This window comes from Clavibacter zhangzhiyongii (assembly GCF_014775655.1).
Lineage (GTDB): Bacteria > Actinomycetota > Actinomycetes > Actinomycetales > Microbacteriaceae > Clavibacter > Clavibacter zhangzhiyongii.
In genome coordinates this window covers 1,831,843-1,852,532 of the sequence record NZ_CP061274.1, presented here as the reverse complement: position 1 = coordinate 1,852,532, position 20,690 = coordinate 1,831,843, and the positions used below count along the sequence as shown (strand labels likewise).

Below are 20,690 nucleotides of genomic sequence, written 5' to 3'. Positions count from 1 at the left end.
TCTTCCTTCGGGGAGGGCGGCCTCCGTCGTTCCCGGAGGAGCCGCCCGCCTAGGCTGGATCCATGCGCGTGATCGGACTGACGGGCGGCATCGCCGCGGGCAAGACGGTGGTGGCCGACCGGCTGGCGGAGCTCGGGGCGGTGCGCATCGACGCCGACCGGCTCGCCCGCGAGGTCGTCGAGCCGGGGACGCCGGCGCTGGCGGAGATCGCCCGGCGCTTCGGCTCCGGGGTCATCGCCGCCGACGGCACGCTCGACCGGCCGGCCCTCGGCGCGATCGTGTTCCAGGACCCGGACGCCCGACGCGACCTCGAGGCCATCACGCACCCCGCCGTCCGCGCGCTCTCCGCCCGCCGCATGGCCGAGGCGGGGGAGGCGGATCCCGACGCGGTCGTCGTGTACGACATCCCGCTCCTCGTCGAGTCCGGCCGCGTCGACGAGTTCGACCGGATCGTCGTGGTGCACGCGCCGCGCGATGAGCGGATCCGCCGCCTCGTCGAGCTCCGCGGCATGCCGGTCGAGGAGGCCGAGCGGCGCATCGCGTCGCAGTCCTCCGACGAGGACCGCCTCGCCGTCGCCGACGACGTCATCGACTCCGGCGTCTCGCTGGCGTCGACGCTCGCGCAGACGGATCGGCTCTGGGCGAACCTGTCCAGCGGTGTCGGAGGCCGCTCGTAGACTCGGAGGCATGCAGCCCACCCGGTCCGTGCGCCCGTTCAAGGTCGTCAGCGAGTACTCCCCGAGCGGCGACCAGCCCACGGCCATCGCCGAGCTGGCAGGGCGCGTGAACGCCGGCGAACCCGACGTGGTGCTGCTCGGCGCCACGGGCACCGGCAAGTCGGCCACCGCGGCCTGGCTCATCGAGAAGGTCCAGCGGCCGACGCTCATCCTCGCCCACAACAAGACCCTGGCCGCCCAGCTCGCCACCGAGTTCCGCGAGCTCATGCCGGACAACGCCGTCGAGTACTTCGTCTCGTACTACGACTACTACCAGCCGGAGGCGTACGTCCCGCAGACGGACACCTTCATCGAGAAGGACTCGTCGGTCAACGCCGAGGTCGAGCGCCTCCGCCACTCCACCACGAACTCGCTGCTCAGCCGCCGCGACGTGGTGGTGGTGAGCACGGTCTCCTGCATCTACGGCCTCGGCCAGCCCGAGCAGTACATGAACGCGATGGTCGCGCTCCAGGTGGGCATGCAGATCAACCGCGACACGCTCATCCGCAAGTTCGTCTCCATGCAGTACCAGCGCAACGACGTCGACTTCTCCCGCGGCAACTTCCGCGTGCGCGGCGACACCATCGAGATCATCCCGATGTACGAGGAGCTGGCCATCCGCATCGAGATGTTCGGCGACGAGATCGAGGCGCTCTACACGCTGCACCCGCTCACGGGCGACGTGGTCCGCAAGATGGACTCGGTCTCCGTCTTCCCGGGATCGCACTACGTGGCCGAGACCGAGGTCATGCAGCGCGCCATCGGCACCATCCAGCAGGAGCTCGAGGAGCGGCTGGCCGTGCTCGAGCGCGAGGGCAAGCTGCTCGAGGCCCAGCGCCTGCGCATGCGCACCAACTTCGACATCGAGATGATGCAGCAGATCGGCTTCTGCTCCGGCATCGAGAACTACTCCCGCCACATCGACGGGCGCGACGCGGGCGAGGCTCCGCACTGCCTGCTCGACTACTTCCCGGACGACTTCCTCGTCATCATCGACGAGTCGCACGTCACCGTCCCCCAGATCGGCGCCATGTTCGAGGGCGACTCCTCGCGCAAGCGCACGCTCGTGGAGCACGGCTTCCGGCTGCCCAGCGCGCTCGACAACCGGCCGCTGAAGTGGAACGAGTTCACCGAGCGCGTCGGCCAGACCGTCTACATGTCGGCCACGCCCGGCAAGTACGAGCTCGGCATGGGCGACGGCGTGGTGGAGCAGATCATCCGCCCCACCGGCCTCATCGACCCGGCCATCGTGGTCAAGCCCACGAAGGGGCAGATCGACGACCTGCTCGAGCAGATCCGCATCCGCGTGGAGAAGGACGAGCGCATCCTCGTCACCACGCTCACGAAGAAGATGGCGGAGGAGCTCACCGACTACTTCGCGGAGGCGGGCGTGCGCGTGCGGTACCTCCACTCGGACGTCGACACCCTGCGCCGCGTGGAGCTGCTCAGCGAGCTGCGCGCCGGCATCTACGACGTGCTCGTGGGCATCAACCTGCTGCGCGAGGGCCTCGACCTGCCGGAGGTGTCGCTCGTCGCGATCCTCGACGCCGACAAGGAGGGCTTCCTCCGCTCGTCCACGTCGCTCATCCAGACCATCGGCCGCGCGGCGCGCAACGTCTCGGGCGAGGTGCACATGTACGCCGACGTCCTCACGGACAGCATGAAGCGCGCCATCGACGAGACCGACCGCCGTCGCGAGAAGCAGGTCGCCTACAACACCGAGCACGGCATCGACCCAACGCCGCTGCGCAAGCGCATCGCCGACATCACGGAGATCCTGGCGCGCGAGGGCGAGGACACGAAGAAGATGCTCGAGGGGCGCGGCGGCGGCAAGCGGTCGCCCACGCCGAACCTCCGTCGCGAGGGCAAGGCGGCCGCCGGGGCGAACGAGCTGGAGACCATCATCTCCGACCTCAACGACCAGATGCTGCAGGCCGCGGGCGAGCTCAAGTTCGAGCTGGCGGCGCGCCTCCGCGACGAGCTGGGCGACCTCAAGCGCGAGCTCCGTCAGATGGAGAAGGCCGGGCACCTGTCCTGAGTCGAAGCGGGGGAGCGGGGGCGCGCGCCGCCGGAGGCCGCCGCCGCTCCCCTCCGTCGGCGCTGTCGGTGGCGGCGCATACGATGGACAGGTGTCAATCTCCCCCGTCGAGTCCTCCTCCCTCCTCAGCGTCCGCGGTGCCCGTGTCCACAACCTCCGTGACGTCGACCTCGACATCCCGCGCGACTCGCTGGTGGTCTTCACCGGCCTGTCCGGGTCCGGCAAGTCGTCCCTCGCGTTCGACACGATCTTCGCGGAGGGCCAGCGCCGGTACGTCGAGTCGCTGTCCGCGTACGCCCGCCAGTTCCTCGGCCAGGTCGACCGGCCCGACGTGGACTTCATCGAGGGCCTGAGCCCCGCGGTCTCCATCGACCAGAAGTCCACGAACCGCAACCCCCGGTCCACGGTCGGCACCATCACCGAGATCTTCGACTACATGCGCCTGCTCTGGGCCCGCATCGGCGTCGCCCACTGCCCCGTCTGCGGGGAGCGCATCTCGCGCCAGACCGTGCAGCAGATCGCCGACCAGCTCATGGAGCTCGAGTCCGGCACGCGGTACCAGATCGTCAGCCCCATCGTGTCGCAGAAGAAGGGCGAGTTCGTCGACCTGTTCGCGGAGCTCGCCTCCGGCGGCTACTCGCGCGCCATCGTCGACGGGGAGCTCATCCAGCTCAGCTCGCCCCCCAAGCTCAAGAAGCAGTACAAGCACGACATCTCCGTGGTGGTGGACCGCCTGGTCGCCAACGACGACATCCTCGGGCGCCTCACCGACTCGCTCGAGACGGCGCTCCGCCTCACCGACGGCATCGTCATGATCGACTTCGTCGACGTCGAGGGCCCCGGCGGGCTCCAGACGTACTCGGAGAAGCTGTCGTGCCCGAACAACCACCCCATCCAGCTCACCGAGATCGAGCCGCGCACCTTCTCCTTCAACGCGCCCTTCGGCGCCTGCCCCGAGTGCTCCGGCCTCGGCACGCGCATGTCGGTCGACCAGGAGCTGCTCATCGGCGACGAGTCGCTGAGCATCGCCGACGGCGTCATCCTCCCCTGGACCACGCAGGGCAAGGGCCTCTTCCAGTACTACGAGAAGCTGCTCGCCGGCCTCGCGCGCGACCTCAAGTTCTCGCTCACCACGCCGTGGCGGAAGCTGTCGGAGGAGGTCCGCGAGGCGGTGCTCCGCGGCAACGACTTCGAGGTCCAGGTCAAGTGGAAGAACCGCTACGGCCGCGAGATGACCTACTCGTCGGGCTTCGAGGGCGTCATGCCCTACATCGAGCGCCAGTTCGCGCAGGCCGAGACCGACAACCAGCGCGCGCGCTGGGGCGAGTACCTGCGCGAGATCCCGTGCCCGGTCTGCGACGGCAAGCGGCTGAAGCCCGAGGTGCTCGCGGTCCTCGTGCACGGCGCGAACATCGCCGAGGTCGCGGAGATGAGCCTCTCGGACGCGCAGGCGTTCATGGCGCAGCTCGAGCTCACCGACCGCGAGGCGCACATCGCCGCGCAGGTCCTGCGGGAGATCCGCGTGCGGCTCGACTTCCTCATCGAGGTCGGCCTCAACTACCTCAACCTCGCGCGCGCCGCGGCGTCGCTCTCCGGCGGCGAGGCGCAGCGCATCCGCCTGGCCACGCAGATCGGCTCGGGCCTCACCGGCGTGCTCTACGTGCTCGACGAGCCGAGCATCGGCCTGCACCAGCGCGACAACCGCCGCCTCATCGAGACGCTCGTGAAGCTGCGCGACCTCGGCAACACGCTCATCGTCGTCGAGCACGACGAGGACACCATCCGCACCGCCGACTGGATCGTCGACATCGGACCGGGCGCGGGCGTCAACGGCGGCAAGGTCGTGCACTCGGGCTCCTACGAGGGCCTCATCGAGAACCGCGAGTCGCTCACGGGCGACTACCTCGCGGGCCGTCGCGCCATCGCCACGCCGGCGAAGCGCCGCAAGATCGACAAGAAGCGGCAGATCCAGGTGGTGGGCGCCCGCGCCAACAACCTGCAGAACGTCACGGCGTCCTTCCCGCTCGGCACGCTCACGGCCGTCACGGGCGTCAGCGGGTCGGGCAAGTCGTCGCTCGTGAACGACATCCTCTACCGGGTGCTCGCCAACGAGCTCAACGGCGCCCGCAAGGTGCCGGGCAAGCACGCGCGCGTCACCGGCCTCGAGAACCTCGACAAGGTCGTCCACGTCGACCAGAACCCCATCGGCCGCACCCCGCGCTCGAACCCCGCCACGTACACGGGCGTCTTCGACCGGATCCGCACCCTCTTCGCCGAGACCACCGAGGCCAAGGCGCGCGGGTACCTCCCCGGCCGCTTCAGCTTCAACGTCAAGGGCGGGCGCTGCGAGGCCTGCTCGGGCGACGGCACCATCAAGATCGAGATGAACTTCCTGCCCGACGTCTACGTGGCCTGCGAGGTCTGCGGGGGAGCGCGCTACAACCGCGACACCCTCAGCGTCCACTACAAGGGCAAGAGCATCGCCGAGGTGCTCGACATGTCCATCAGCGAGGCGGCGGAGTTCTTCGAGCCCATCCAGGCCATCCACCGCTTCATGAAGACCCTGGTCGACGTGGGCCTCGGCTACGTGCGCCTCGGCCAGAGCGCCACCACGCTCTCGGGCGGCGAGGCGCAGCGCGTCAAGCTGTCCACGGAGCTGCAGCGCCGCTCGAACGGCCGCAGCATCTACGTGCTCGACGAGCCGACCACGGGCCTCCACTTCGAGGACGTGCGCAAGCTCCTCCTCGTGCTCAACGGGCTGGTCGACAAGGGCAACACGGTCATCGTCATCGAGCACAACCTCGACGTCATCAAGTCGGCCGACTGGCTCATCGACATGGGTCCCGAGGGCGGCGCGGGCGGCGGCACGGTCCTCGCGACCGGCACGCCCGAGCATCTCGCCACGGTGCCGGAGAGCTACACCGGCGGGTTCCTCCGCGAGGTGCTCGAGGCCGAGGCCGAGGCGTCCGCGGCCGGTTCCCAGCGTGCGCGCGAGGAGCGCGCGGCCGTCTGATGGCCCGCACCGACACCGTCGGCTACCGTCCGGCGGCGGGGGAGATCCCTACGTCGCCGGGCGTGTACCGCTTCCGCGACGCAGCGGGCCGCGTCCTGTACGTGGGCAAGGCGAACAACCTGCGCGCGCGCCTCGCCAACTACTTCGCGCCGCTCGCGAGCCTCCACGAGCGCACGCGCCGGATGGTGACGTCCGCGGCCGGAGTCGAATGGACCGTCGTCGGCAGCGAGTTCGAGGCCCTCCAGCTCGAGTTCACCTGGATCAAGGAGTTCGACCCGCCGTTCAACGTCAAGTTCCGGGACGACAAGTCGTACCCGTACCTGGCGGTCACGCTGGGGGAGGACTACCCGCGGGTGATGGTCACCCGCAACCGCAAGATCCGCGGCGCCAAGTACTTCGGGCCCTACACGAAGGTCTGGGCCATCCGCGAGACGGTCGACCACCTGCTCAAGGTGTTCCCCATGCGGTCGTGCTCGGAGAGCACCTTCAAGCGCGCCCGGCAGACGAACCGCCCCTGCCTGCTCGGCGACATCGGCCGTTGCGCGGCGCCGTGCGTCGGCCGGGTGTCGGAGGAGGAGCACCGCGAGATCGCCGACGACTTCGTCAGCTTCATGGCCGGCAACGACTCCAAGTACGTGGGCCAGCTCACGCAGCGGATGAAGGACGCCGCGGCGGAGATGGACTACGAGGCCGCAGCCCGGCACCGCGACGACATCGGCGCGCTCGAGGCCGCCCTCTCCAAGACCGCGGTCGTGTTCGACGACCGCGTCGACGCCGACGTCTTCGGCATCGCCGCCGACGAGCTCGCCGCCGCCGTGCAGCAGTTCATGGTGCGCGGCGGCCGCATCCGCGGCACGCGCACGTGGGTCGTCGACAAGGAGCTCGACATCGGCATCGGCGAGCTGGTCGAGACCGTGCTCCACAACGCCTACGAGGACGAGGCGCATCCGCCTCGCGAGGTCCTCGTGCCCGAGCTGCCCGCCGACGCCGCGGAGCTCGAGCTCTGGCTCAGCCAGCGTCGCGCCGCGGGGGAGGACGACGGCACGGTGCGCCGCGGCCGCCCGAGCTCGTGGCAGGTCGATCTCCGGGTCGCGCAGCGCGGCGACAAGGCGGCGCTCGCCCAGACCGCCGCGACCAACGCGCAGAACGCCCTCATGCTCTACAAGACGCGGCGCAGCTCCGACTTCACGACCCGGTCGAAGGCGCTGGCCGACATCCAGGAGGCGCTCGGCATGCCCGACGCCCCGCTGCGGATGGAGTGCTACGACGTCTCGCACCTGAGCGGCACCAACATCGTCGCGTCCATGGTCGTGTTCGAGGACGGCCTGCCGCGCAAGGACCAGTACCGCCGCTTCAACATCGCCGACTCCACGGACGACACCGAGTCGATCCACCAGGTCATCACCCGTCGCCTCGCCTACCTCGGCAAGGAGGCGGAGGTGCCGGCCGACGCCGCGCCGCCCGAGCTCGGCGAGGCGCCGCCGGTCAACAAGTTCTCGTACAGCCCGAACCTGCTCATCGTCGACGGCGGGCAGCCGCAGGTGGCAGCGGCCCAGCGGGCGCTCGAGGAGTCGGGCGTCACGGGGATCCAGCTGGCGGGCATCGCCAAGCGCCTCGAGGAGATCTGGCTGCCGGACTCCGACTACCCGATCATCCTGCCGCGCAACAGCGACGCCCTCTTCCTCATCCAGCGCATCCGCGACGAGGCGCATCGCTTCGCGATCACGCACCAGCGCGCCCGGCGCAAGCGCGACATCACGTCGGTGCTCAACGAGATCCCCGGGCTCGGGCCGTCGCGCGTCCAGCGGCTGCTGCAGCAGTTCGGATCGGTCGCCAAGCTCAAGCAGGCCGAGGTCGAGGAGATCGCGGCGGTGCGCACCATCGGGCCGACGCTCGCCCAGGCGGTCTACGAGCGGCTCCGCTCCTGACCCGGGCCCGGCCCGGTGTCGCGGGTCCCGCCTAGACTGGACCCACCGACCAGCGCGACGAGAGGTGCAGCCCCGGATGAGCGTGGAGATCCCCCAGCAGGACGTCATGATCGTGACGGGGATGTCCGGCGCGGGCCGCTCCACCGTCGGCAACGCGCTGGAGGACCTCGGCTGGTACGTCGTCGACAACCTCCCGCCGCAGATGCTCAAGCCCCTCGTCGAGCTCGCCGGACGCGCGGGCACGTCGCTGCCGAAGATCGCCGCGGTGGTCGACGTCCGGGGTGGCGACTTCTTCTCGGAGCTGCGCGACGTGCTCCAGACCTTCGGCACCGGCCCGCGCCTGCGCGTGCTGTTCCTCGAGGCCACCGACGCGGCGCTCGTCCGGCGCTTCGAGCAGGTCCGCCGCCCGCACCCGCTGCAGGGCAACGGCACGCTCCTCGACGGCATCGCGGCCGAACGCGCGCGCATGATCGAGATCCGCGAGGCGAGCGACCTCGTCATCGACACGTCCGAGCTCAACATCCACCAGCTCGCCACGGCCATCACCGAGCAGTTCAGCGGGGCTGACGACGCGGGCGTCCGGGTCACCGTCATGAGCTTCGGCTTCAAGTACGGCACGCCCACGGACGCCGACATGGTCGCCGACATGCGCTTCCTGCCGAACCCGTTCTGGACGCCGGAGCTGCGCCCGCTCACCGGCCGCGACAAGGCCGTCAGCGACTACGTGCTCGGCCAGGAGGGGGCGGAGGAGTTCGTCCACGCCTACGCCGGCGCCCTCGCCCCGGTGCTCGCGGGCTATCAGCGGGAGAACAAGAGACACGCTACGATCGCTATCGGCTGTACCGGCGGCAAGCACCGCTCGGTGGCCGTCGCCGAGGAGCTCTCCAGCCTCCTCCGCGCCCTTCCCGGCGTCGCTGTCAGCACCAAGCACCGCGACCTCGGCCGGGAGTAGGGCACCCATCTCATCAAGGGAGTAAGCATTTGCCTCTGACCTCGGACGTCAAGGAAGAACTGTCACGCGTCGAGGTCAGCAAGACCACGGTGAGGGCCGCCGAGCTGGCCACCATCCTGCGCTTCTCCGGCGGGCTCCACCTCATCTCGAACCGCATAGCGGTCGAGTCCGAGCTCGACACCCCGCTCCTCGCCCGTCGCGTCCGCAAGGACCTCGCCGAGCTCTACGGCGTGCGCAGCGACATCTCGGTCATCCCCGCGTCCGGCATGCGCCGGGCCACGCACTACCTCGTGCGCGTGATGGAGGGCGGCGAGACGCTGGCCCGCCAGACGGGCCTGCTCGACGCGCGCCGCCGCCCCATCCGCGGGCTGCCGAACCGCCTCACCACGGGGTCCCGCGAGGAGATCGCGGCGGTCTGGCGCGGGGCGTTCCTCGCCGCCGGCACGCTCACGGATCCCGGCCGCTCGGCCGCGCTCGAGGTCACCTGCCCGGGCAACGAGGCCGCCATGGCGCTCGTCGGCGCCGCAGGTCGGCTCGACGTGAGCGCAAAGGCGCGCGAGGTCCGCGGCGTGCACCGCGTGGTCATCCGCGACGGCGACGCCATCGGCCAGATGCTCCGCGCCATGGGCGCGCAGGGCACGGTCGTGAACTGGGAGGAGATGCGCCAGCGCCGCGAGGTGCGGGCCACCGCCAACCGCCTCGTGAACTTCGACGACGCCAACCTCCGCCGCTCCGCGCAGGCGGCCGTCGCCGCGTGCGCGCGCGTGGAGCGGGCCATGGAGATCCTCGGCCCGGACATCCCCGCGCACCTCAAGTACGCCGGCGACCTGCGCCTGCGATTCCGCGACTCGAGCCTCGACGAGCTGGGCCACCACGCCGACCCGCCCATGACGAAGGACGCGGTCGCCGGGCGCATCCGCCGCCTCCTCGCGATGGCCGACAAGAAGGCCGTCGACGAGGGCCTGCCCGGCACCGACGCGAACCTGCCGGCCGACCTCGACGACGTCTGATCCGGGCCGCCCCGGCGCACGGCGGCGACGCATCGGGCCCGGGATCCGCTCGACGTCGGGCGTCATCCGGCCAGGTGCCCGGGAGGGCCGCCGGACTAGACTCGATCCGTCACCCACCCCCGGCCTCTGGCCGGGAGCCCCCGGGCAATGAAGAGGAGATACACCTATGGCTGACTACACTCTCGTCGACCTCCCGTACGACTACTCGGCCCTCGAGCCGAGCATCAGCGGCCGCATCATGGAGCTGCACCACGACAAGCACCACAAGACGTACGTCGACGGCGCGAACACCGCCCTCGTCAAGCTGCAGGAGGCGCGCGACGCCGGCGACCTGACCTTCGTCAACAAGTTCCAGAAGGACCTCGCGTTCAACCTCGCGGGCCACGTGAACCACACCGTGTTCTGGAACAACCTCAGCCCGGACGGCGGCGACGCGCCCACCGGCGAGCTCGCCGCGGCGATCGACGAGTTCTTCGGCTCGTACGACAAGCTCCGCGCGCACTTCACCGCCTCCGCCCTCGGCATCCAGGGCTCCGGCTGGAGCATCCTCGCGTGGGACTCGCTCGGCCAGAAGCTCATCATCGAGCAGCTGTACGACCACCAGGGCAACCTGGCGGCGGGCACCGTCCCGATCCTCCTGCTCGACATGTGGGAGCACGCCTTCTACCTCGACTACGTCAACGTCAAGGCGGACTACGTCAAGGCGTTCTGGAACATCGTCAACTGGGCCGACGTGCAGGCGCGCTTCGAGGCCGCCCGCACCAAGACGCAGGGCCTCTTCCTCCTCTCGTAGCCGCATCCGCGGGTGGCCGGCCGGGAGACCCCGGCCACCCGCGGATCCCGCACGCCACGGCTCCCCGAAGAACCCGACCTCCATCACCCACCGCCGCCCCCGAGCGCGCAGAACATCAGGAGAACACGTGACCGTCAAGATCGGCATCAACGGCTTCGGCCGAATCGGCCGCAACTACTTCCGCGCAGCGCTCGCCAAGGGCAGCGACATCGAGATCGTCGCGGTGAACGACCTCACCGACAACAAGGCGCTCGCGCACCTGCTCAAGTACGACTCCATCACGGGCCGTCTCGACGCCACCGTCGAGCTCGACGGCGACAACATCGTCGTCAACGGCAAGGCCATCCGCGTCCTCGAGGAGCGCGACCCCGCGAACCTCCCCTGGGGCGAGCTGGGCGTCGAGATCGTCATCGAGTCCACGGGCCGCTTCACCAAGGCGGAGGACGCGCGCAAGCACATCACCGCCGGCGCCAAGAAGGTCCTCGTCTCCGCGCCCGCCACGGGCGACAACGTCGCGACCCTGGTCCTCGGCGTCAACGAGGGCACCTACGACCCCGCCACGCACGACGTCATCTCCAACGCGTCCTGCACCACGAACTGCCTCGCGCCCCTCGCCAAGGTCTTCCTCGACGAGTTCGGCATCGAGCGCGGGCTCATGACGACGGTCCACGCCTACACGGCCGACCAGAACCTCCAGGACGGCCCGCACAGCGACCTGCGTCGCGCCCGCGCCGCCGCCGCCAACATCATCCCCACGTCGACGGGTGCCGCCAAGGCGCTCGGACTCGTGATCCCCGAGCTCGTCGGCAAGCTCGACGGCTACGCCCTCCGCGTGCCCGTGCCCACCGGCTCGATCACCGACCTCACCGTCGAGACCACGGCCAACGTCACGGTCGAGCAGGTCAACGCCGCGTACAAGGCCGCGGCCGAGGGCCCGCTCAAGGGCATCCTCAAGTACACCGAGGACCCCATCGTCTCCAGCGACATCGTCAACGACCCGCACTCCTCGATCTTCGACGCCGGCCTCACGAAGGTCATCGGCAACCAGGTCAAGGTCGCGTCGTGGTACGACAACGAGTGGGGCTACTCCAACCGCCTCGTCGACCTCACCGAGTACGTCGCCGATCGCCTGTAACCGGCCGTGGCACTCCGCACCATCGACTCCCTGGGGGACCTCCGAGGTCGTCGCGTCATCGTGCGATGCGACCTCAACGTCCCCCTGAAGGACGGCGTGATCGGGGACGACGGGCGCATCCGCGCCTCGCTGGGGACCCTCTCGGGTCTCCGCGAGGCGGGGGCCCGCGTCGTCGTCATCTCGCACCTCGGCCGCCCCGACGGCACGCCCGATGAGAAGTACAGCCTGCGTCCCGTCGCGGCCCGCCTCGGCGAGCTGCTGGGCGCCGACGTGGCCTTCGCGACCGACACCGTGGGCGACTCCGCCCGCGCAGCCGTCGAGGCGCTCGGCGACGGCGACGTCGTCGTGCTCGAGAACCTGCGCTTCCACGCGGAGGAGACGAGCAAGGACGAGTCCGTCCGCCGCGGCTTCGCGGAGTCGATCGCCGAGCTGGGGGACGCGTTCGTGTCCGACGGCTTCGGCGTCGTGCACCGCAAGCAGGCGAGCGTGTTCGAGCTCGCGTCGGCTCTCCCCAGCGCCGCCGGCTCGCTCATCGCGAGCGAGCTCGAGGTGCTCGACCGCCTGACGGAGAACCCGGAGCGGCCCTACACGGTCGTGCTCGGCGGATCCAAGGTGTCGGACAAGCTCGGCGTCATCGGCCACCTGCTGCCGCGCGTCGACTCGCTGCTCATCGGCGGCGGGATGCTGTTCACGTTCCTCAAGGCCCAGGGCCACGAGGTGGGATCCAGCCTCCTCGAGGAGGACCAGGTCGAGACCGTCAAGGGCTACCTCGCCGAGGCGGAGGAGCGCGGCGTGAAGATCGTGCTCCCCACCGACGTGGTCGTCGCCGACGGGTTCTCCGCCGACGCCGCCCACGAGGTCACGCGCGCCGACGCCATCGAGGCGACGCCCGCGGGCGCGAAGGGGCTCGGGCTCGACATCGGCCCCGAGACCGCCGACGCGTTCGCGACGATCATCCGCGGCTCGACGACCGTGTTCTGGAACGGCCCCATGGGCGTCTTCGAGCTGGAGCCCTTCGCGGCCGGCACGAAGACGGTCGCCGACGCGCTCACGCGGGTCGAGGGGCTGTCCGTGGTCGGAGGCGGCGACAGCGCCGCGGCCGTCCGCGCGCTCGGATTCGATGATGACCGATTCGGTCACATCTCGACCGGAGGCGGCGCGAGCCTCGAGTTCCTCGAGGGGAAGCGCCTGCCGGGACTGGAGGTCCTCGGATGGCAGTGACCGATCGCCCGCAGGGGCGCACGCCCCTCATCGCGGGCAACTGGAAGATGAACCTGGACCACCTCCAGGCCATCGCCTTCGTGCAGAAGCTCGCGTGGAGCCTCAAGGACGCGAAGCACGACTACGCGGAGGCGGAGGTCGCGGTCTTCCCGCCGGCCACCGACATCCGCAGCGTGCAGACGCTCGTCGCGGCCGACAAGCTCGAGCTGGCCTACGGTGCGCAGGACGTCTCCGAGCACGAGTCGGGCGCGTACACGGGGGAGATCTCCGGGGCGTTCCTGGCGCAGCTCGCCTGCCGCTACGTCATCGTCGGCCACTCCGAGCGGCGCACGTTGCACGGCGAGACCGACGAGCAGGTCGCGGCGAAGTCGGCCGCGGCCGTGAAGCACGGCATCGTCCCGGTGATCTGCGTGGGCGAGACCGCGGCCGACCTCGAGGAGCACGGCGCGAGCGCCGTCCCCGTGGCCCAGCTGCGCGTCGCGCTCCAGGGGCTCCCGAAGGGCGCCGACGTGGTCGTCGCCTACGAGCCCGTGTGGGCCATCGGATCCGGCACGGCCGCGACGCCCGAGCAGGCTCAGCAGGTCGCGGCCCCGCTGCGGGCCGTGGTCGCCGAGCTCCTCGGCGACGAGGCCGCGAAGGCCACGCGCATCCTCTACGGCGGTTCGGTCAAGTCCGGCAACATCGCGGGCTTCCTCCGGGAGCCGGACGTCGACGGCGCGCTCGTCGGCGGCGCGAGCCTCGACGTGCAGGAGTTCTCCGCCATCGCGCGGTTCCGCTCCCACGTCGGCGTCTGATCCGCTGCATCCCCACGAGCCGCCCGCGCCACCTCGGCGCGGGCGGCTCGCCGCATCCAGGTGCCCGCTATAATCGACAACGGCCCATCGGCCGTTCACCGGTCGGTCTCGGCCACAGCACCGCGCACCCGAAAGGCCGCACGTGGAAATCCTCCAGGTAGTCCTGCAGGTGGTTCTGGGAATCACCAGCCTCCTGCTGACCATGCTCATCCTCCTCCACAAGGGGCGGGGCGGCGGTCTGTCCGACATGTTCGGGGGCGGCACCACGTCGAGCCTCGGCTCGTCGGGCGTGGCCGAGCGGAACCTGAACCGCATCACCGTCATCCTCGGCCTGATCTGGGTCACGTGCATCGTGGTCCTCGGGCTGATCACCAAGTTCGACACCGGATTGTAAGGAGCAGCCACATGGCATCAGGAGGAAGCGCCATCCGCGGTTCGCGCGTCGGCGCGGGCCCCATGGGCGAGCAGGACCGCGGCTTCCACGCGGAGCGCATCTCGATCTCGTACTGGGACGCCCTCGGCAACGAGACCGTCCGCCACTTCGCGGCGAACCTGCCCGAGGAGGAGATCCCCGAGACCATCGACTCCCCGCAGTCGGGTCTCCCGGCCGGGCGCGACAAGGCGAACCCGCCGTCGGTCGCCAAGCTGGAGCCGTACAAGACGCACCTCGCCTACGTAAAGGAGCGTCGCAGCGAGGAGGAGGCGAGCCAGCTCCTCGAGGAGGCGCTGGAGCAGCTCCGCGCCCGCCGCGGCACCGTGAAGGCCACCAAGTAGCCCCACCCGCACCACGTGGAACGCCCCCGTCCACCAGGACGGGGGCGTTCTGCGTCATTCGGCCGGGTGCGGGCGGTCACCGGACGACCACCGCACGGACGACGACGGGCGGGCCTCCGGAGAGGACCCGCCCGTCACCGCACGTCCGGCTCGCGCCGGCGCGGTCGTCAGTACGACGACAGCATGAGGTTCTCCGGCACGTCCGCCGCGGCCTCGCGGTCGATGAAGAACACCGTGCGCTTGCGGCCCTTGATGCCCGCGACGGGCACCTCGGTGCGGTCGGCGCCGGCGAGGGCGAGACCCAGCGCGAACGCCTTGTCCGGCCCGGCCAGCACCATCCAGATGCGCAGCGACGAGTTGAGCACCGGCAGCGTGAGCGAGATGCGCTCCGCCGGCGGCTTCGGCGAGTTGCGCACCGGGATCACGGCGGCGTCCATCGTGCGGATGCCCTCGCTGTCGGGGAAGAGCGATGCGACGTGCCCGTCCGGTCCGACGCCGAGGAACGTGATGTCGAACCGCGGGAGGCCCGAATCGCCGTTCGCGTGCTCGGCGAGCTCCGCGCGGTACGCCGCGACGGCCTCCTCGAGCGTCAGGCCCGCGTCGCTCGCGCCCATGGCGTGGATGTTCTCCGCGGGCACGTCGATGTGGTCGAGCAGCGCCTCGCGCACCGTGGTGTCGTTGCGCTCGGGGTCGCCCTGGGGCAGCCACCGCTCGTCGCCGAACCAGAAGTGCACGCGCGTCCAGTCGACGCTGTCGCGTGCGGCGGAGTCGTTCACGGCCGCGAGGATGCTCGGGCCCACCGTCCCTCCGGTGAGGACGACGTTGGCCGTCTCCTCCTCATCCAGGATGTCGACGAGCTTCGTGAGGAAGCGCGCGGCGACGGAGCCGGTCATGGCCTTCTTGTCGGGGTGCACGAGCACCCTGCGGTCGTTCGTGGTCATCGGTCTCCCGAGTCCTTCCGTGCGGTGGTGGACGCGGTGATGTACCCCTGGCCCGCCGTCGCGCGCTCGAGGCCGTGACGGATCACGTCCCCGTACAGGGAATCGGGGTCGAGTCGCCGCAGCTCCTCGGCCAGGCAGTCGCGGAGGCTCCGGCGGGGGAGGCTCACGTCGTGCGTCGGCTGGTTCGGCTGCTTGAGCGTCGCCACGTTCGCGATGGGCCGGTCGAGGTCGATGACCCCCGACGCGCGGTGGAGCCGCACGCCGTGGATGCCGCTCGAGCCGGTGGCCCGGGTGGTGACCTCGTGCAGCACCGGGACCTGCAGCTGCAGGCCGAGCCATGCCGCGAGCAGGACGGTGGAGGGGGAGTCGGCGGCGCCGGACACCTCCACCTGCGTGACGGGCTCGTACGGCGGCTGGTCGAGCACCGCCGCGAGCAGCGCACGCCACAGCGTCAGGCGCGTCCACGCGAAGTCCGTGTCGCCGGGGGCGTACGTCTCCGCGAGGTGCTCGAGGGCGACGCGCGGGTTGCTGCTCGTGGACGAGTCCGTGATGCGGCGCTGCGCGATGCGGCCGAGCGGCGACTGGCTGACGACCGCGGGGGCGTCGTGCGGCCACCAGGCGACCACGGGCGCGTCGGGGAGGAGCAGGCCGGTGACGAGGCTCTCCTCGTCCTCGGCGGCCGCGCCGTAGACGCGGAGCACGACGACCTCGCTCGCACCGGCGTCGCCGCCCACGCGGATCTCCGCGTCGACGCGTGCCGACTCGGTGGTCGTGTTCGGACCCGCGCCGCGCTCGGTCGAGATGACGATGACGCGCATGGGGTGCTCGCGCGACGCGTCGTTGGCGGCCTCGATGGCCTCCTCCTCGCTGCCGTGCGACGTCGAGATCACGAGCGTCAGGACGCGGCCGAGGGCGACGGCGCCGCCCTCCTCGCGGATCTTGACGAGCGCCTTCGAGATCTTGGCGGTGGTGGTGTTCGGCAGATCGACTCTCATGGCCGCCTCCAGGTCCGTCCGTCGCGGGCGAGGAGCTCGTCGGCCGAGGCCGGCCCCCAGGTGCCCGGACGGTACTGCTCGGGCTGGCCCTGCGTGCGCCAGAATTCTTCGATGGGGTCCAGGATCTTCCAGCTCAGCTCGACCTCCTGGTGACGGGGGAAGAGCGGCGGGTCGCCGAGCAGCACATCGAGGATGAGCCGCTCGTACGCCTCCGGGCTCGCCTCCGTGAAGGCGTGGCCGTAGCCGAAGTCCATGGTGACGTCGCGCACCTGCATCCCCGCGCCCGGCACCTTGGAGCCGAAGCGGATGGTGACGCCCTCGTCGGGCTGCACCCGGATGACCAGCGCGTTCTGCCCGAGGGCCGAGGTCTGGTCCTCCGCGAACAGGTTCTGCGGGGCGCGCTTGAACACGACCGCGATCTCCGTGACCCGGCGACCGAGGCGCTTGCCCGCCCGCAGGTAGAACGGCACGCCCGACCAGCGGCGCGTGTTGATGTCGAGCCGCATGGCCGCGTAGGTCTCGGTCGTGGACTGGGGGTCCATGCCGTCCTCGTCGAGGAAGCCCACGACCTCCTCGCCGCCCTGCCAGCCGCCGGCGTACTGGCCGCGGGCGGTGGCGGTGGAGAGGTCCTTCGGCAGGCGCACCGCGGACAGCACCTTCTCCTTCTCGTCCCGGAGGCTCGACGCGTCGAACGCGACGGGCTCCTCCATGGCCGTGAGGGCGAGGAGCTGCAGGAGGTGGTTCTGGATCACGTCGCGCGCCGCGCCGATGCCGTCGTAGTAGCCGGCGCGGCCGCCCACGCCGATGTCCTCGGCCATGGTGATCTGCACGTGGTCGACGTAGTTCGCGTTCCACAGGGGCTCGTACAGCTGGTTGGCGAAGCGCAGCGCCAGGATGTTCTGGACCGTCTCCTTGCCCAGGTAGTGGTCGATGCGGAACACCGAGTCCGGCGGGAAGACCGTCTCGACGACCGCGTTGAGCTCGCGGGCCGTCTTGAGGTCGCTCCCGAAGGGCTTCTCGATGACGACGCGTCGCCAGTGGCCCTCCTTCTGCTCCGCGAGGCCCGAGCGGCGGAGCTGCTCGGTGACCAACGGGAAGGACTTCGGCGGGATCGACAGGTAGAACGCGTGGTTCCCCATCGTGCCCCGCTCGCGGTCGAGCTCCTCGGTGATGTCCTTCAGCGTCTGGAACGCCTCGTCGTCGTCGAAGGTACCCTGCACGAAGCGGATGCCCTGCGCCAGCTGGCGCCAGACGTCCTCGTCGAACTTGGTGCGCGAGTACTGCTTGACGGCCTCGTACACGACCTGCTCGAAGTCCTGGTCCTCCCAGTCCCTCCGGGCGAAGCCGATGAGCGCGAAGCCGGGGGGCAGGAGCCCCCGGTTGGCGAGGTCGTAGACGGCCGGCATCAGCTTCTTGCGCGACAGGTCACCCGTCACGCCGAAGATGATGAGGCTGCTCGGCCCCGCGATGCGGTTCAGCCGACGATCGGCCGGGATCCGCAGTGGATTGAATTCCGGGGTGATATCCACCGGCGACATGTAACTCCTCGATCTGCCGGACGGATCCGGCGATGCGGTCATTCGAGCGTCGAGAGCAGGGCCCGGGCGTCCGTGGTGGGGTCGGTCAGGTTCAGTCGCAGGACCGGACGGCCGTGCTCGGCGAGCACGGTGGCGTCGCCGGCGGCCTGGGCCTGGATGAGCTCGCCGAAGGTGAAGGGACGGTCAGGGATCGCGAGATCCTCGGCCGCGTCCGCGGTGATCTGCAGGAACACGCCGACGGGGGTGCCGCCCTTGTGGAACTGCCCCGTGGAGTGCAGGAAGCGGGGTCCCCAACCGAACGTGACCGGACGGCCGACCTTGCGGGCGACGGCGTCGCGGAGGCGCTCGAGCTCGGGGAGGGCCAGGCGGTCGACGAAGGCCTGGACGGCGACGTAGCCCGTCGGGCCGACCTGCGCGAGTAGGGCGTCGACGGCGGACGACACGTCGGTCGCGCCCTCGGTGACGTCGCTCGTGCCGCGGACCTCGATGCCGTCCGTCGTGACGACGGGGGCCTCGGGCGCGGGACGGTCGTCGAGCAGACCGCGCGCGGCGACCTTGGCGGCCTCCACGTCGGGCTGGTCGAACGGGTTGATCTCGAGCAGGCGTCCCGCGACGGCGACGGCGTACTCCCACGTGAGGATCTGCGCGCCGAGCGTGCCGCTGATGACGATCTCGCCCTCGGCGGCCTCGTGCGCGTCGACGTCGGCGACGAGCCGCGCGATCTGCAGGTCGGCGAGGTCGAGGCCCAGCTCGGGCGCGTCGGTCGGCAGGACGACGGGCAGGAGGCCCGTGCCGAGCTTGCCGGTCGACTCCGCGATGAGCTGCTCGACCCAGTCGCCGAAGCCGACGATGTGCGTGCCGTCGGAGACGATGCCGAGCTTGTCCTTCAGCGGCGAGGTGCCGGCGATCGCGGCGCCGAGCACGAGGCCCGGGTTCGACACGTCGTCGACGGAGAGCTGCGCGGACGCGGCCTCGGCCTCGTCGAGCAGGCCCGAGATGTCCGCGCCGGCGAGGCCGGACGGCACGAGGCCGAACGCGGTCAGCGCGCTGTAGCGGCCGCCCACGTCGGGGTCGGCGTTGAAGACGCGGTAGCCGTCGGCGCGCGCGGACTCGTCGAGCGGGGAGCCCGGGTCGGTCACGATGACGATGCGCGCGGTCGGGTCGATGCCCGCCTCGCGGAACGACTTCTCGTAGACGCGCTTCTGGCTGTCGGTCTCGAGCGTGGAGCCGGACTTCGACGAGATGACGACGGCCGTGGTGGACAGGCGGTCGCCGAGGGCGGCGAGGACCTGGCCCGGGTCGGTCGAGTCGAGGACCGTGAGCTCGACGCCCGCGGTGCGGGTGATCACCTCAGGCGCGAGCGAGGATCCGCCCATGCCGCCGAGGACGATGTGGTCGACGCCCTGGCCGCGCAGCTCCTCGCGGAGCGCCGTGATCTCGGCGACGAGGGGACGGGAGACGGAGACCGCCTGCGTCCAGCCGAGGCGCTTGGTGGCCTCGGACTCGGCGTCCGGGCCCCAGAGCGTGCCGTCGAGCCCGGTGATGCCGGACGCGACGTGCGCCTCGACGAGCGCGGGGACGTGGGTCTCGACGGCCGTGGCCGCCGCGCCGCTCAGCGCGATGCGGACGCTCACTTGGCGCCGTCCAGGGCGTTGGTGACGGTCTCGATGAGCTCGCTCCACGACACCTTGAACTTCGCCACGCCCTCCTCCTCGAGGAGCTCGGTGACCTCCTTGTAGGAGATGCCCAGCGCGTCGACGCGGTTGAGCACGTCGTTCGCGGCGTCGTAGGAGCCCGTGATGGTGTCACCCTCGATGACGCCGTGGTCGAAGGTCGCGTCGAGCGTCTTCTCCGGCATCGTGTTGACGACGTCCGCGGCGACGAGCTGCGTGACGTAGAGGGTGTCGGGCAGGTCGGGGCTCTTGACACCCGTCGAGGCCCAGAGGGGGCGCTGCTTGTTGGCGCCGGCGCCGAGGAGGCCCTGGGCCCGCTCGGACGCGAAGGACTGCTCGAACGCCTGGTACGCGAGCTGCGCGTTGGCGACGCCGGCCTTGCTCTTGAGCGAGGTGGCCTCGTCGGTGCCGAGCGCGTCGAGGCGCTTGTCGATCTCGGTGTCGACGCGCGACACGAAGAAGGACGCGACCGAGTGGATGGTCGACAGGTCGATGCCCGCCGCCTTGGCCTTCTCGAGGCCGGTGAGGTACGCGTTGATGACCTCGCGGTAGCGCTCGAGCGAGAAGATCAGGGTGACGTTGACGCTGATGCCGGCGCCGATGACCTCGGTGATCGCCTCGAGGCCCTCGCGGGTCGCGGGGATCTTGATCATGACGTTGGGCTCGGCGATCTTGTCCCAGAGCTTGTGGGCCTCGTCGATGGTCGCCTGGGTGTCGTTGGCGAAGTCCGGGGAGACCTCGATGGAGACGCGGCCGTCGAAGCCGGCGGTGCGGTCGTAGACGGGGCGGAAGATGCGCGCGGCCTCGCCGACGTCGCGGGTGGTGATCTCGAAGACCGCGCGGTCGACGTCGGCGCCGTCGGCCGCGAGCTCGCGGACCTGGGCGTCGTACGCCTCGCCCTTGGCGAGGGCCGACGCGAAGATGGTGGGGTTCGTCGTGATGCCGACGACGTCGCGCTCGGCGATCACCTTCTCGATGCCCTTGGCATCGATGCGCTCGCGGGACAGGTCGTCGAGCCAGATGCTGACGCCCGCGGCGGAGAGCTGCGCGGTGGGGGAAGTGGTGTCGGTCATGTTGCCTTCTTCATGCTGGTTGTGAGGATCTGGGGGGAGGGGCGCGCGTGCGCGCCCCTCCCGGGCACCCGATCGACGGGCCAGGGAGGCGGGTCG

17 protein-coding genes are annotated in these 20,690 nt (G+C 70.6%); 12 read left to right on the top strand and 5 right to left on the bottom strand.

Going from position 1 to position 20,690, the window contains the following annotated elements; translation table 11 throughout:
• Positions 1 to 62: 62 nt before the first annotated feature.
• The 12 genes from coaE (at position 63) to H9X71_RS08740 (ending at position 14,374) form a co-directional block, all read left to right on the top strand.
• A complete protein-coding gene (coaE, locus tag H9X71_RS08795) occupies positions 63 to 677 on the top strand; it encodes a dephospho-CoA kinase (RefSeq protein ID WP_191146756.1) in 615 nt (204 codons plus the stop codon).
• Positions 678 to 687: 10 nt separating this feature from the next.
• The gene (gene uvrB / locus H9X71_RS08790) at positions 688 to 2,754 is read left to right on the top strand and encodes an excinuclease ABC subunit UvrB (RefSeq protein WP_191146755.1); all 2,067 of its coding nucleotides are present in this window, start codon (positions 688 to 690) and stop codon (positions 2,752 to 2,754) included.
• Between the two features lie 91 nt (positions 2,755 to 2,845).
• Positions 2,846 to 5,767: an excinuclease ABC subunit UvrA gene (uvrA, locus tag H9X71_RS08785; RefSeq protein WP_191146754.1), complete on the top strand. Its 2,922-nt coding sequence runs from the start codon at positions 2,846 to 2,848 to the stop codon at positions 5,765 to 5,767.
• Positions 5,767 to 7,695 carry an excinuclease ABC subunit UvrC gene (uvrC, locus tag H9X71_RS08780; RefSeq protein ID WP_191146753.1) on the top strand — a complete coding sequence of 643 codons (1,929 nt, stop codon included), beginning with the start codon at positions 5,767 to 5,769 and terminating at the stop codon, positions 7,693 to 7,695. The genes uvrA and uvrC overlap by 1 nt, the downstream gene beginning before the upstream one ends.
• 76 nt (positions 7,696 to 7,771) lie before the next feature.
• On the top strand, positions 7,772 to 8,647 hold the full coding sequence (gene rapZ / locus H9X71_RS08775) for an RNase adapter RapZ (RefSeq protein WP_191146752.1): 876 nt from the start codon (positions 7,772 to 7,774) through the stop codon (positions 8,645 to 8,647).
• A 29-nt stretch (positions 8,648 to 8,676) separates the two neighbouring features.
• Positions 8,677 to 9,657, top strand: coding sequence for a DNA-binding protein WhiA (whiA, locus tag H9X71_RS08770; protein WP_191146751.1), 981 nt, complete (start codon positions 8,677 to 8,679; stop codon positions 9,655 to 9,657).
• Positions 9,658 to 9,823: 166 nt separating this feature from the next.
• Positions 9,824 to 10,450, top strand: a complete 627-nt coding sequence (locus tag H9X71_RS08765; protein ID WP_191146750.1) for a superoxide dismutase — start codon at positions 9,824 to 9,826, stop codon at positions 10,448 to 10,450.
• 127 nt (positions 10,451 to 10,577) lie between these two features.
• Positions 10,578 to 11,585, top strand: a complete 1,008-nt coding sequence (gene gap / locus H9X71_RS08760; protein WP_191146749.1) for a type I glyceraldehyde-3-phosphate dehydrogenase — start codon at positions 10,578 to 10,580, stop codon at positions 11,583 to 11,585.
• 6 nt (positions 11,586 to 11,591) lie between these two features.
• Positions 11,592 to 12,806, top strand: coding sequence for a phosphoglycerate kinase (locus tag H9X71_RS08755; RefSeq protein WP_191146748.1), 1,215 nt, complete (start codon positions 11,592 to 11,594; stop codon positions 12,804 to 12,806).
• Entirely contained in the window at positions 12,797 to 13,600 is an 804-nt protein-coding gene (tpiA, locus tag H9X71_RS08750; RefSeq protein WP_191146747.1) for a triose-phosphate isomerase, read from the top strand. Before H9X71_RS08755 ends, tpiA begins: the two co-directional genes overlap by 10 nt.
• 142 nt (positions 13,601 to 13,742) lie before the next feature.
• The gene (gene secG / locus H9X71_RS08745) at positions 13,743 to 13,994 is read left to right on the top strand and encodes a preprotein translocase subunit SecG (RefSeq protein ID WP_012299313.1); all 252 of its coding nucleotides are present in this window, start codon (positions 13,743 to 13,745) and stop codon (positions 13,992 to 13,994) included.
• Positions 13,995 to 14,005: 11 nt separating this feature from the next.
• Complete coding sequence (locus H9X71_RS08740; protein WP_053774592.1) at positions 14,006 to 14,374, top strand: RNA polymerase-binding protein RbpA; 369 nt, start codon at positions 14,006 to 14,008, stop codon at positions 14,372 to 14,374.
• 167 nt (positions 14,375 to 14,541) lie between these two features.
• Here the strand turns inward: H9X71_RS08740 and pgl are convergent, their stop codons facing one another.
• From pgl to tal, 5 genes are read right to left on the bottom strand one after another with little or no spacing between them, the layout of a single operon-like run.
• Positions 14,542 to 15,315, bottom strand: coding sequence for a 6-phosphogluconolactonase (pgl, locus tag H9X71_RS08735; protein ID WP_191146746.1), 774 nt, complete (start codon positions 15,313 to 15,315; stop codon positions 14,542 to 14,544).
• Positions 15,312 to 16,310, bottom strand: a complete 999-nt coding sequence (locus tag H9X71_RS08730; RefSeq protein ID WP_191146745.1) for a glucose-6-phosphate dehydrogenase assembly protein OpcA — start codon at positions 16,308 to 16,310, stop codon at positions 15,312 to 15,314. The genes pgl and H9X71_RS08730 overlap by 4 nt, the downstream gene beginning before the upstream one ends.
• The gene (gene zwf / locus H9X71_RS08725; RefSeq protein ID WP_191146744.1) at positions 16,307 to 17,848 is read right to left on the bottom strand and encodes a glucose-6-phosphate dehydrogenase; all 1,542 of its coding nucleotides are present in this window, start codon (positions 17,846 to 17,848) and stop codon (positions 16,307 to 16,309) included. Before zwf ends, H9X71_RS08730 begins: the two co-directional genes overlap by 4 nt.
• Positions 17,849 to 17,886: 38 nt before the next feature.
• Entirely contained in the window at positions 17,887 to 19,482 is a 1,596-nt protein-coding gene (locus H9X71_RS08720; RefSeq protein ID WP_191146743.1) for a glucose-6-phosphate isomerase, read from the bottom strand.
• The gene (tal, locus tag H9X71_RS08715) at positions 19,479 to 20,594 is read right to left on the bottom strand and encodes a transaldolase (protein ID WP_191146742.1); all 1,116 of its coding nucleotides are present in this window, start codon (positions 20,592 to 20,594) and stop codon (positions 19,479 to 19,481) included. Before tal ends, H9X71_RS08720 begins: the two co-directional genes overlap by 4 nt.
• Positions 20,595 to 20,690: the final 96 nt, after the last annotated feature.